Annotated in this window: 10 protein-coding genes; 7 read left to right on the top strand and 3 right to left on the bottom strand. The window is 51.9% G+C overall.

Features of this window, described 5'->3' with window-relative positions:
• Positions 1-94: 94 nt before the first annotated feature.
• The gene (locus ACOZB4_RS22775; RefSeq protein WP_379406686.1) at positions 95-709 is read right to left on the bottom strand and encodes a nucleotidyltransferase domain-containing protein; all 615 of its coding nucleotides are present in this window, start codon (positions 707-709) and stop codon (positions 95-97) included.
• A gap of 272 nt (positions 710-981) precedes the next feature.
• Here ACOZB4_RS22775 and ACOZB4_RS22770 point away from each other — a divergent pair, with 272 nt between their 5' ends.
• From ACOZB4_RS22770 to ACOZB4_RS22755, 4 genes are all read left to right on the top strand, one after another.
• Complete coding sequence (locus ACOZB4_RS22770) at positions 982-2,091, top strand: PEP-utilizing enzyme, TIM barrel domain protein (protein WP_379406687.1); 1,110 nt, start codon at positions 982-984, stop codon at positions 2,089-2,091.
• Between the two features lie 335 nt (positions 2,092-2,426).
• The gene (locus tag ACOZB4_RS22765; protein WP_379406688.1) at positions 2,427-4,448 is read left to right on the top strand and encodes a heavy metal translocating P-type ATPase; all 2,022 of its coding nucleotides are present in this window, start codon (positions 2,427-2,429) and stop codon (positions 4,446-4,448) included.
• Between the two features lie 491 nt (positions 4,449-4,939).
• Positions 4,940-5,881: a thioredoxin-disulfide reductase gene (trxB, locus tag ACOZB4_RS22760; protein WP_213647740.1), complete on the top strand. Its 942-nt coding sequence runs from the start codon at positions 4,940-4,942 to the stop codon at positions 5,879-5,881.
• Positions 5,882-5,948: 67 nt separating this feature from the next.
• Positions 5,949-6,185, top strand: a complete 237-nt coding sequence (locus tag ACOZB4_RS22755) for a glutaredoxin family protein (protein WP_076325401.1) — start codon at positions 5,949-5,951, stop codon at positions 6,183-6,185.
• Positions 6,186-6,312: 127 nt separating this feature from the next.
• Here ACOZB4_RS22755 and ACOZB4_RS22750 read toward each other — a convergent pair whose 3' ends face one another.
• Positions 6,313-6,516, bottom strand: coding sequence for a hypothetical protein (locus ACOZB4_RS22750; protein WP_076325402.1), 204 nt, complete (start codon positions 6,514-6,516; stop codon positions 6,313-6,315).
• 152 nt (positions 6,517-6,668) lie between these two features.
• Complete coding sequence (locus ACOZB4_RS22745) at positions 6,669-7,841, bottom strand: ROK family protein (RefSeq protein WP_379406689.1); 1,173 nt, start codon at positions 7,839-7,841, stop codon at positions 6,669-6,671.
• Positions 7,842-8,208: 367 nt separating this feature from the next.
• Here ACOZB4_RS22745 and xylA point away from each other — a divergent pair, with 367 nt between their 5' ends.
• From xylA to ACOZB4_RS22730, 3 genes are all read left to right on the top strand, one after another.
• A complete protein-coding gene (gene xylA / locus ACOZB4_RS22740) occupies positions 8,209-9,525 on the top strand; it encodes a xylose isomerase (RefSeq protein ID WP_379406690.1) in 1,317 nt (438 codons plus the stop codon).
• Positions 9,526-9,734: 209 nt separating this feature from the next.
• Complete coding sequence (gene xylB, locus ACOZB4_RS22735; protein WP_379406691.1) at positions 9,735-11,231, top strand: xylulokinase; 1,497 nt, start codon at positions 9,735-9,737, stop codon at positions 11,229-11,231.
• 156 nt (positions 11,232-11,387) lie between these two features.
• Positions 11,388-12,017, top strand: coding sequence for a bifunctional 4-hydroxy-2-oxoglutarate aldolase/2-dehydro-3-deoxy-phosphogluconate aldolase (locus ACOZB4_RS22730; RefSeq protein ID WP_076325406.1), 630 nt, complete (start codon positions 11,388-11,390; stop codon positions 12,015-12,017).
• Positions 12,018-12,112 lie beyond the last annotated feature (95 nt).

Raw genomic sequence — 12,112 nt, 5'->3', positions numbered from 1 at the left:
TGATAAAGCAATGATATGATAGCGGCTGCTCTCCGGTTATTTTGGCTAAACCATGGAGCAGTCTTTTTTATGGAGATGTGTGTCCGCTAGGCGGCTATAACGAGGATGCGATGTAATCGATCCAGGGGTGACCCGATGGAAACTGCGTACGGAGCGCATGGGTAAGCCATGTTTTAGCTTGCGGGTGAAGGAAGGGGAGCACCTTGATTAAATCCTGCTCGTCTTTTTCCCGAATGTTCTTACTGCCACCCTTATATAGAAGCTGTATCTCCGGTTTCAGATAGGGAATTCCTTGGTCTGTTTTTAAGGATATATCTTGGAGAGGTCTTCGGATCGACGGTTCTCTTCGATAAACCCAGCGGTCCTGTTCGGTTTCTACCAACATGATCTGGAATGAAAATGGGGCTTCATCATTTCGGCTTACCCATACATCGCCAACCGAATGCAAATATTCGCCTTCCTCCCAGATTGATAAGGTTCCTTGATCCGCTTTGTACAGCGTCCATTCTTCGGCTAATGCAGCGTAAATGGCGGCCTGCTCTTCGCGAAGGATCAGGATATCGATATCGCCGTGTTCCCGGGTCTGCTCTCCCAAATATAAATCCAAAGCCCAGCCCCCGGCGATATACCAACGAGCAGGGATATCAGCAAAAATTCTGACGGTATCCGATACGCTGATCGGTTCCCAATGATCATAATCAGTTCTCATGTTCAACTCTCCCTTACGTTTTCTTGCGTCTTCGATTCATTCCTCCATTGTATAGGTTTTATCCTGTCCGTGAAATGAGGATAAATAGATAGGTCAAGCTTTCCCGCCTTTGCGCAGGCATCCTGCATAAAGAGAGTAGGGGCATGGTTCGTTCTCTCCCGATATTTTTCAGCCGGTGTTTATCCCATGCGCTGTATATTTCCAATTGTTTCATAATAATCTGTAAGGAGGCGTTTATCCAATTCAAGGTGAAAGGGAGTAGAAGGATAACCATGACGGAAAGGCAATGGGGAGCTGGCAGTGAATTGGGAGAGCGTCGATTTGAAGATGAAGAGTTCATCAGAGCAGAGGAGATTATGGCAAACGAGATTTCTCCCGAGACGGATCTGCTGAAGCATTTTGCAATGGCAGGAGGAGTCACCCATGAGGAGGTATTGCTGTTACTGGCATCGCCTGACGATATTGAAGAAGCCCTCAGGGTTTCCGGGATCCGGCATAACGGCATGGACAGACCTTCCTTGACCCGACTGCTGGGGTGGAGTGACAGGAACCGAAGACTGAAAGTCATGAGCCGATCCGCAGACCCTGAATCCATTGCACGAGATATCAGGCAAGGTGCTCAGGGAATTGGGCTGATACGCGGGGAGGATGCTCTGCAGCATGGCCTGCTGCAGGAGGTTTACACGGCGTGGTTGAATTCGCGGAGCGCAGAGAAGAGCGCCCTTTTAAGGCGGAGACTCATTATGCTATGGAAGACCTATTGGATGTCGGTGTTTCAGGCGGCGGGTGGAGCCCGATGTGCGGTCAGCTTGCTGCATGATACCCGGCTTTCCAACACGATGGAGTTACGTGAAGTGCAGGATGCTCAGCTGGAGTCCCTGTTCCGAGCTGTGGAGCAGTGCAGCGAGGAAGGCGTAGATTGCCAATTAGAGGTCCTGGCTGTACGTCCGGCGCACGCGGATGACTTTATATCGATTCATAATTTTATCGAAGAAGTGGCAGAGCAGACCCTTATGGATCAAAGGCGTTTTGTGCGTATTCGCTATGGGGCGCTGTTCGGAGAAGGGATGAACCCAGCAGCGGCAGCGGAGATTGCCCGTTTGGCCGATGTGATTGTATTCGATTCGGAGGGGACGGAGAATCTCGGATCGTCGGATGAGGCAGGACACAGGGTTGCGGCTTTCTCAGAGATGATCCATCGAATTAGGCGAACGAAGCCGCAATTAACGCTCCGGATCAATGGGGTGGCTGCCACGGATTTACGGATGGTTTACCGGCAGGGCATACATGAGGTGTGCTGTCAGCCCTCAGAGATTGCAGCCATTCGAATAACCGGCGCGAGGCTGGAGATGCGCCGCAGATGTTCGACGATTGTCGATTGATGGAATGTGAGCGCTTTACGAAATAAGTGATTGTATAGAGAGAAGTCCTTGCGAGAGTTCGCAAGGGCTTTTTTACGTGTTGAAGGTTCATCTTCAGCATCAGGGAACACCAATAGGCACTCTTCAGCAATTAAAAAATGTGAAAAATATGGTTTACAAATGAGGGTGAAATGAGTATGATACATATAAAGTTGTACGAAGGAAAATAAATTGTATAAGTTCAAAAATGATTCTCATTCTCATTTAGCATGCTGCTCCGGCCAAGCCGGGGCAGCATGTGTCATTTTAAGGGTAGTAATAATGGATCTCATTCTCAACTAGGAAGGTGATTGGTTATGCAATGGATACAAAGTCAAACGACGACTGGACGCATATCGACAATAGAAAATGGAGCGGATCCACGTGAGCCGCGGCAGCCTGGGAAGTGGGATATACGCAGCCTGCTGAGCAACGCGGAGGTCGTGGCTGCACTGGGCAGCGGTCTGCTGATGCTGGTGGCTTGGCTGACCAGCCAATGGTCTGAGCCGCTCTCTGTTGTGTTGTATGTGATATCCTACGCCGTCGGCGGATGGGTAAAGGCCAAAGAAGGTGTGGAGACCCTTCTGAAGGAGCGCGATCTGGATGTGAATCTGCTAATGATTGCTGCTGCAATGGGAGCTGCAGCGATCGGGTACTGGAATGAAGGCGCAATGCTGATCTTCATCTTTGCCCTCAGTGGGGCGCTTGAGAGTTATACCATGGAGAGAAGCCGCAAGGATATCTCTTCCTTGATGGAGCTGCAGCCGGAGACGGCCCTGCGTATCGAGAAGGGGGAGATGGTATCGGTATCCATCAGCAAGCTGGAGATAGGTGACCTGATTCTGGTAAAGCCGGGCGAGCTTATTCCTGCAGACGGCAAAATTTATCGCGGCAGCTCCTCGGTCAACCAGGCTTCGATTACCGGCGAATCCGTACCGGTCGATAAGTCCATAGGCGATGAAGTATTTACCGGAACCTTGAACGGGGAAGGCGTATTGTACATTGAGGTTACCCAGTCGGCGGAATCCACGTTGTTCGCCAAGATTATCAAACTGGTGGAAGAAGCGGAGAACGAAGTACCGGAATCGCAGCGGTTCATCAAGCGGTTTGAATCGATTTATGCCCGTGTCGTTGTCATTGCGACCGTGGCCCTGATTGTTCTGGCTACTCCCGTTCTGGGATGGGATTGGGATACAACCTTCTACAAAGCGATGGTGTTTCTCGTCGTGGCATCCCCTTGCGCGCTGGTATCTTCGATCATGCCTGCGATGCTGTCGGCGATTTCCAATCGCGCCAGAAAAGGCGTACTATTCAAAGGCGGCGCCCATATCGAGAATATGGCACGCACGGCGGTTGTTGCTTTTGATAAGACCGGTACCTTGACGCTTGGTACGCCAGTGGTTACGGATTTTATCACAGGCGAGGGCTGGGATCGGCATGAATTGCTTGGCATCAGTGCTTCTATCGAAAGAATGTCGAAGCATCCTCTGGCCTTGGCGATTGTCCAATCGGCTCAGAAAGAGGGGGCCGAGCTGCAGCAGGTGGAGAACGGGCAGTCCATAACAGGCTGGGGTATGCAGGCGGAAGTGGAAGGAATTACCTGGAAAATAGGAAAAAGTGATATTCTGGATCAACCGACTGCAGATCAGTATTCGGGTGAAGCTTCCGCGCAAAAAGATTTGAGCGTGCTTGAAGAGAATCGCCAGCACTGGCTGTCCATCCGGAACACGCTGGAATCCGAAGGCAAGACGGTATCCGTTATTCTGAAGGGAGACCGTATCGCGGGCATGATCGCTCTGCAGGATGCGGTCCGGCCTCAAGCGGCAATGGCCGTTAAGCAGCTTCAGCAGTTGGGCATCAAGGTAGCGATGCTGACGGGGGACCGCAAGGCGACGGCGGACGTGATTGCGAAGCAAAGCGGCGTAGACATGGTGTTCTCCGACTTGCTTCCGGAAGATAAAGTTACACATATTAAGGAGCTTCGGTCCCGTTACGGCCATGTGGTTATGGTTGGAGATGGTGTGAACGATGCGCCGGCACTGGCTACCGCGACCGTCGGCATCGGCATGGGCGTTTCGGGAAGCGGAACGGCGCTGGAGGTAGCGGATGCGGTGCTTATGAATGATAACATCGATGAAATTGCCGGCACCGTCAAGGTGGCACGCCGGGTTCAGCGCATCGTGAAGCAAAATATGATCTTTGCCATCACCGTGATTTTGACACTGATTGCAGCCAATTTCATTCAAGGCGTTGCGCTGCCACTGGGCGTCATCGGTCACGAGGGGAGCACCATTCTGGTTATACTGAACGGGCTTCGTCTGCTTCGTTCCAACCATTAATCGATCGGTCATCGCTAATCTGTGCTTGTGTTAATGATAAAGTCCCCTTCTTTTCCTCTTCGGGAAGAAGGGGATTTTTTGGTTGGCGCTCAATGGCCGTGAACGATCTCGATTTCTCCCAAGCTTCTACGCTGCTAGGTTCGGCATTAGGGCTCGTGCCTACGTTGTCCTTTTTTCATCAAACATTCATCTTCCTTTCGTTGAAAGAGTGGGGGAGGCACTTGGCAGCCTTATATTCATCTAACTCCCTCAATGCGTACGATTATTTTCGGAGTAAACGTTTCCAGAACATCAAGACCGTCTTCTTCATGGCAGAAAGGGGTCCAATTCCCAAAAATATTGGATTTCAGTGCGATTTATGAAGAATGGATTAACAATATTTTCAGATGGGGTGTGATGTGACATATTGACAGACGGCTCTGATATAACCATAATTAATATTAATTTATAATGATTATAATTAAGCGTTCCATATATAGGAGGGAAACGATATGTACAAATCCGTTATTATAGGCACAGGCCCTGCCGGCCTTACGGCTGCAATCTACCTGGCTCGTGCGAACCTGAGCCCACTCGTCATTGAAGGTCCGCAACCTGGCGGGCAGCTGACAACCACAACCGAAGTTGAGAATTTCCCGGGTTTTCCCGAAGGTATCATGGGTCCTGAACTGATGGACAATATGCGTCAGCAGGCTGAACGTTTTGGCGCGGAATTTCGTACAGGCTGGGTGAACAGCGTGGAATTCGGAGAGCGTCCGTTTAAGCTGGACGTAGACGGTATCGGCGAGGTAGTTGCCGAAACGTTGATCATCTCTACAGGCGCAACGGCCAAATACCTTGGCATTCCGGGAGAACAGGATAATGTAGGACGCGGTGTAAGTACCTGCGCAACATGTGACGGATTCTTCTTCCGCGGCAAAGAGATCGTTGTTGTCGGCGGCGGAGATTCCGCGCTGGAGGAAGCGAACTTCCTGACCCGCTTTGCATCCAAAGTAACGCTGGTTCACCGTCGGGAGGAGCTTCGTGCCTCGAAAATTATGCAGGATCGCGCCCGCGCTAACGAAAAAATCGAATGGGCATTGAACCGCACACCGCAGGAAGTCATTGCGGACGAGACAGGCGTCAAAGGTATCAAAGTGCTTAACAATGAGACTGGGGAAGAAGAGACGATCACGGTCAGCGGCGTATTCGTGGCGATCGGTCATCATCCGAACACCGGTTTCCTCGGCGGAAACATTACGACCGATCCGAACGGTTATATCGTAACGACCCCGGGAACATCGGAGACGAATATCCAAGGCGTATTTGCTTGCGGCGACGTGCAGGATACTCGTTACAGACAAGCGATCACTGCGGCAGGAAGCGGCTGTATGGCAGCTATGGATGCGGAGAAATATATCGAGAGTTTGGAACACAACGCTGTCGTGTTGTAAACTGATAGATAGAGATCGAACGGGCTTTTAGCAGAGCCAAATCATAAGTAGAGGAGACTGACCAACCATGGAAAATGTGATTGTATACACTTCGAACAACTGCCCGCACTGCAAACAAGTAAAAGGCTTCTTGTCCGATCAAGGCATCGAATTTGAAGAGCGCAACATCGAGCAAAACGACGAATTCGCGCAGCAAGTATGGGATATGGGCGTTCGCGCAGTACCGCTCACGATCATCGGCGAGCACCGCATACTTGGCATGAACAAGCTCCAGTTCAACAAAGCGTTGAACCCGGAGGGTTAATCTAAGCAGGCGTCATGGCAAGCCGATCGCTTGCTTCATGATATGAATAAAAAGCTCCTTCCCTGAATCAGGGAAGGAGCTTTTTTAGCTTCCGAGCCTATGCTGCCAACGTTCGCTCAGATCATGTTCACTTGCTAAAAAACAGACTCATGATGATCTGGAATACGACGTATGCAGCCACGCCGGAGCCGAGGAGAATGAAACCGACTTTTTTCTTGCCTTGAAAAAAACGCATGATGGCGAGACTGAACAAAGGTGCGATAACTAGGAGAAACAGCAATATGGTCACAAACATTTGTGCCGATATTTCCGCAGTGCTTACATAGGTCATTTGAGCGTTTCCTCTCCCTTTTGTATAACGATCACACGATTCTCCACGAGGAGAATCGTGATTTAAATTACAGGACGAGATTAATTATAGCGGAAAATCGCGGGATTTTCCTTAATATGCAGGGTGTTAATTACGACAAAATATCGTCAATTTTAATGAATCGGCATGGAGACCCGTATCGGCCCCAGAAATTGCGAGATGGCGGAGTAAGCCGCACCGATCATGGTCGAGCGGCTGCCCAGCTCGGCGAACCGGATCTCCATTAGCTCACGGTGGTAGGGAAGCGTGCGCTGGGCAACGACCTGTCGCAGCGTATCCTCAATCCAAGCCCGCGCGTCGGATAGCGGACCACCAATAATGACCGATTGCGGATTGAATCCGTTGACAAGATTGGTAATGCCAACACCGAGATAACGTCCGAGCTCTTCAAAATGCCGGATGGTCTCCTCATGGCCTTGCTCTGCATGGTGAATCAGCTCGGATGTCCGCCTGGACGGGAGAGCGGCGCCTTTGCTGTCGTAGGATTTCTCCGAGGCATACAGCTCCCAGCAGCCGCGGTTGCCGCAGGTGCATTCCAGTCCATCGGCTTCGATGGACATATGGCCGCTTTCGCCGGCATATCCGCGGGCGCCCTTATAAAGCTCGCCATTGATGATAATGCCAGAGCCGATACCGCTGCCAGCACTGATATAGAGGAGATGGCGAGCGTCCCGGCCAGCTCCGAAGCGCAGCTCGCCTTGGGCGCCCGCGTTCGCTTCATTGTCGATGGTAACGGGAAGTCCCAGCTCCTGCTCGAGCTGCTTCTGCAGCGGCACCATGTCCCATCCCAAGTTGGGAGCGAAGAGGACGGTGCCGTCACCGTCCACCATCCCAGGGACGCCTACGCCGATCCCGATGATGCCGTATGGGGAGGGAGGAGCCTGCCGCATCAGGCCATGAATCAGGCTAACCATCAGCCGCGTCACCGATTCCACGTCATGTCCTTCAAGGGTGGTATCCTCTTCGGAAAGAATCCGGCCTTCCAGATCTGTAAGCACGGCGGTCATTTGCTTGACGCGCAGCTCGACGCCGACGGCATAACCAGCTTGTCCGTTAAACAGCAGCAGCTGCGGCTTCCTGCCGCCGCTGGATTCGCCGGGTCCGATCTCCTGGACCAGGTGGTTGCTGCACAGCTCCTGTACGAGATTGGAGACGGTGGCCTTGTTCAGTCCGGTCAGCGTGGATACTTTTGCTCGGGAAACAGGGGCGTGCTGCCGTATCGTATCGAGAATAATTGAGGTATTTATTTTTTTGACCAGAGCCTGGTCACCGGTAATGTTCGCCATGTGTATTCATCCTTTTAGTCTTGCTTTCTAATCATTATAAGTTTTGGAGACTTGATATGCTCATAGTCTAGGGGCTAAGCCCCGAAATTGCAACAGCCCGTAACGCTGCCCGGGTACTCACAATCCTTAGTCCGGTGGTTTCCATCGTCGTAACATTTGAATATGGATTTAGAAGAATCATAGGCAGTAAGCCAAACGGAGATATGTTGAACTTTAGTAGAAAATAATCCTAATAGGAGGGGGCATCGGTTTTGAAAAAGTTGTAAAGCAATAACTTTGTTTAACCAATAGACAAAGTGGAAATCCTGTGATAGGATAACCTTGTAAGCGTTAACCACACCTTAACAAGGTATAGGAGGATTTATTCATGGCCTATTTTAACAACATTAGCAAAGTCGAGTACGAAGGCAGCCAATCAACCAACCCTTATGCTTTTAAATTTTATAATCCAACAGAAGTTGTAGCCGGCAAAACGATGGAAGAGCATCTCCGTTTCGCCATGGCTTACTGGCATACATTGACTGCAGGGGGTTCGGATCCGTTCGGCGCCGACACTGCGGTTCGCCCTTGGGGCAATTACTCCGGCATGGAACTCGCCAAAGCACGTGTTGAGGCAGGTTTCGAGTTCATGGAGAAAATGAACCTTCCGTATTTTTGCTTCCACGATGTGGACATTGCACCGGAAGGCAGCAGCCTGCGTGAGTTCTACAGCAATATTGATACAATCGTGGATTCGATTGAAGACCACATGAAGTCCACCGGCAAAAAATTGCTCTGGAACACGGCGAACATGTTCACGAATCCTCGTTTCATGCATGGTGCGGGCACTACGTGCAATGCGGATGTATACGCTCATGCGGCTGCGCAAGTGAAGAAGGGCCTTGAAGTCGGCAAACGCCTCGGCGCCGAGAACTATGTGTTCTGGGGAGGCCGCGAAGGTTATGAGACCCTGCTCAACACAGATATGGGCCTTGAACTGGATAATCTGGCTCGCCTGTTCCATATGGCGGTTGATTATGCGAAGGAAATCGGCTTTGATGCCCAATTCCTGATCGAGCCTAAACCGAAGGAGCCAACGAAGCACCAATATGACTTTGATGCGGCCACAACGATTGCATTCCTGCAAAAATACGGTCTCGACAAGCACTTTAAACTAAATCTCGAAGCCAACCACGCCACGCTCGCTGGTCATACCTTCGAACATGAGCTTCGCGTAGCACGCATCAACGGCATGCTCGGTTCCCTCGATGCGAACCAAGGCGATATGCTGATCGGATGGGATACGGACGAATTCCCGGTTAACATCTACGACGCGACATTGACGCTGTACGAAGTGCTGATGAACGGCGGTCTCGGCCGCGGCGGCGTGAACTTCGATGCGAAGGTTCGCCGTCCGTCCTTCGAGCCGGAAGATTTGTTCCATGCGCACATCGCCGGTATGGATACTTACGCAAAAGGCTTGAAGGTGGCAGCGAAGCTGATCGAAGACCGCGTATTCGAGGACTTCATTGCGAAGCGCTACAGCAGCTTTAGTGAAGGCATCGGCGCAGACGTCGTATCCGGCAAGGCTACACTGGCTTCTCTTGCAGAATACGCGCTGAACAACGAGTCTCCGCGCAAGAACGAATCCGGACGTCAAGAAATGCTGAAAGCGATTCTGAACCAGTACATTCTTGCCAATTAATCGATACACGTTTTAGTGTTTGTATCATGAAATCCAAACCTTCACCGGCTCCCTTCAGGGAAGCCGGTGTACTTATTTCAAACAGCAAACTATAGCGAGCTAGGGTCGACAGCCATCCAAGCATGCTCCGGATCACGCATCGTGAGCCCGGGGGGAAATGCCAACGATGTTTTCATGTTCGGTTCATGAGGAGACGAAGGAGGATTTAGATGAGTTACGTTATCGGAGTTGATTTGGGGACCAGTGCTGTGAAGACCGTGCTGGTGGATCGCAGCGGCAAGGTTGTCGCCGAGCATTCAGAGTCGTATCCGCTGAGCCAGCCGAAGCCGGGATACAGCGAGCAGCGACCGGAGGATTGGGTCGACAAAACGGTATTGTCGTTACGGCAATTAATGAACGGAAACAACATTGACCCATCCGAGGTTGAGGGGTTAAGCTTTTCCGGCCAGATGCACGGTCTGGTCTTGGTAGATGGTGAGGGTGCAGTGCTGCGACCGGCCATTCTGTGGAATGATACGCGCACAACGGCGCAATGCCGTCGCATCGAGGAGACCCTGCAGGAGAAGCTGCTCGGGATTGCACGCAATCGCGCGCTGGAAGGTTTCACCCTGCCCAAGATTCTATGGGTACAGGAGTTTGAGCCGGAGCTGCTCGAACAGGCTGCCCTGTTCCTGCTGCCTAAAGATTATGTGCGTTTCCGCCTGACTGGGCAATACGCGATGGACTATTCCGATGCAGCCGGAACGCTGCTGCTGGATGTGGCGGGCAAGTCTTGGAGCAGCGAAATTCTGGATGCCTTCCAGCTGCCGCACACCTTATGCCCGCCACTGGTCGAATCCTTCGACGAGTGCGGCACTCTGCTTCCTGAGATCGCTAAGCAATCGGCTCTATTGCCAGAGACGAAGGTATTTGCCGGCGGGGCGGACAATGCCTGCGGCGCCATCGGCGCCGGCATTCTCGAAGAAGGGCAGACGATGTGCAGTATTGGTACATCAGGCGTGGTCTTGTCCTATGAGGAGCGTCGCGAGGTGGATTTTGCAGGGAAGGTTCATTTCTTTAATCATAGCGAGAAAGACGCTTACTATATCATGGGCGTGACTCTGGCAGCGGGATACAGCCTGACCTGGTTCAAGGATACCTTTGCGCCGGATATCTCCTTTGACGCGCTGTTGAGCGATATCGGAAGCATCCCGGCTGGCAGCGGAGGGCTGCTGTTCACGCCGTATATCGTCGGTGAACGCACGCCGCATCCGGATGCCACCATCCGCGGCAGCTTCATTGGCATGGACGCCGGACATAAGCTGCCTCACTTTGCACGTTCGGTACTCGAGGGGATTACGTTCTCTCTCCGCGAATCCATCGATATCCTCCGCGCATCCGGCAAGCGGATCGACCGCGTTATTTCCATCGGGGGCGGCGCCAAGAACGAAACGTGGCTGCAAATGCAGGCGGACGTGTTTAATGCTGAAATCGTGAAGCTGGAAAGCGAACAGGGCCCGGCTATGGGTGCGGCGATGCTGGCAGCTTACGGTTGCGGCTGGTTCCCGAACCTTCAGGACTGCGCAAAGGCGTTTTTGCGGCCGGCACGCTCGTATTCTCCGAATCCGCAGGCGGTCCAGGCCTATGATAAATTGTTTGGACTCTATCAAAGCGTATACGGAGCAACGCGTGAACTCGGCGCAGAGCTGTCTGAATTCCGCGGATAACCTTATAGATGTTAAAGAGCAGGTCGGGAAGACAGTTTTCCGGGTCTGCTCTTTTTGCGTGAACGCTTCAGACCGCATATACTTGAAGCAGGCTGAAGTTACGGCCCTTGCGATTTAGGAACGTGCCGGAAGTGTAAATAGAAATGGGGGAACACATTGAAACTGACAGCTGAACTCAAACGCGAGAAAATCGTTGCCATCGTGCGGGGCATTACGAGAGAACAGGCGAACTTCGTAGGAGAAGGGTTGACCCAAGGCGGAATCCGGTTCATGGAAGTGACCATGAATACGGAAGGTGCTTTACATATGATCCAGGATTGGCGTACTCGCTATGATGGCGCTGTATATATAGGTGCGGGAACCGTGCTTGATGTGGAGATGGCGAAGGAAGCGGTCTCAGCCGGAGCTCAATTTCTGATTTCCCCGAACACGGATCTTTCCGTCATCGAATTTGCTTTGGAGCAGGGAATTGATGTATGGCCAGGGGCAATGACGCCAACGGAGATCGTCGCGGCGTACGCAGCCGGGGCCGAGATCGTGAAGCTGTTTCCTATGGCCAGTCTGGGCTTGTCATTTATCCGGGAGCTTCAGGGTCCGCTGAATCACATTCCGCTGCTTGCAACGGGTGGAGTTACGTTGGATAATCTTACGGATTATTTTCATGCAGGCGCGGCAGCGGTTGGTTTAGGCAGCGCGCTGCTTCCGCAGGATGCCCTCGTGTCCGGCAATATGGAGGAGATCAAGCGTCGCACTGCGGCTTTTGTTGAAGCGGCGCGGCTTGGTTAAGATGTGTTCGAAAGGGAATTCCCCATTCGCAAGAAGCGGGATCGAAATAGTTACACTTTGTTCATCCTTAACGATGCAGGTTATGTTTCGGAAGC

The sequence above is a fragment of the Paenibacillus sp. NPDC058898 genome (assembly GCF_049316025.1).
Taxonomy (GTDB): Bacteria; Bacillota; Bacilli; order Paenibacillales; family Paenibacillaceae; genus Paenibacillus_AQ.
Note: the sequence above shows the minus strand (reverse complement) of the source record. Positions and strands in the feature narration are given on the sequence as shown.

Excerpts from the sequence above, each read along its gene's own strand:
- ACOZB4_RS22775 (WP_379406686.1), bottom strand. The coding sequence starts at position 709 with ATGAGAACTGATTATGATCATTGGGAACCGATCAGCGTATCGGATACC.
- ACOZB4_RS22770 (WP_379406687.1), top strand. The coding sequence starts at position 982 with ATGACGGAAAGGCAATGGGGAGCTGGCAGTGAATTGGGAGAGCGTCGA.
- ACOZB4_RS22765 (WP_379406688.1), top strand. The coding sequence starts at position 2,427 with ATGCAATGGATACAAAGTCAAACGACGACTGGACGCATATCGACAATA.
- trxB (WP_213647740.1), top strand. The coding sequence starts at position 4,940 with ATGTACAAATCCGTTATTATAGGCACAGGCCCTGCCGGCCTTACGGCT.
- ACOZB4_RS22755 (WP_076325401.1), top strand. The coding sequence starts at position 5,949 with ATGGAAAATGTGATTGTATACACTTCGAACAACTGCCCGCACTGCAAA.
- ACOZB4_RS22750 (WP_076325402.1), bottom strand. The coding sequence starts at position 6,516 with ATGACCTATGTAAGCACTGCGGAAATATCGGCACAAATGTTTGTGACC.
- ACOZB4_RS22745 (WP_379406689.1), bottom strand. The coding sequence starts at position 7,841 with ATGGCGAACATTACCGGTGACCAGGCTCTGGTCAAAAAAATAAATACC.
- xylA (WP_379406690.1), top strand. The coding sequence starts at position 8,209 with ATGGCCTATTTTAACAACATTAGCAAAGTCGAGTACGAAGGCAGCCAA.
- xylB (WP_379406691.1), top strand. The coding sequence starts at position 9,735 with ATGAGTTACGTTATCGGAGTTGATTTGGGGACCAGTGCTGTGAAGACC.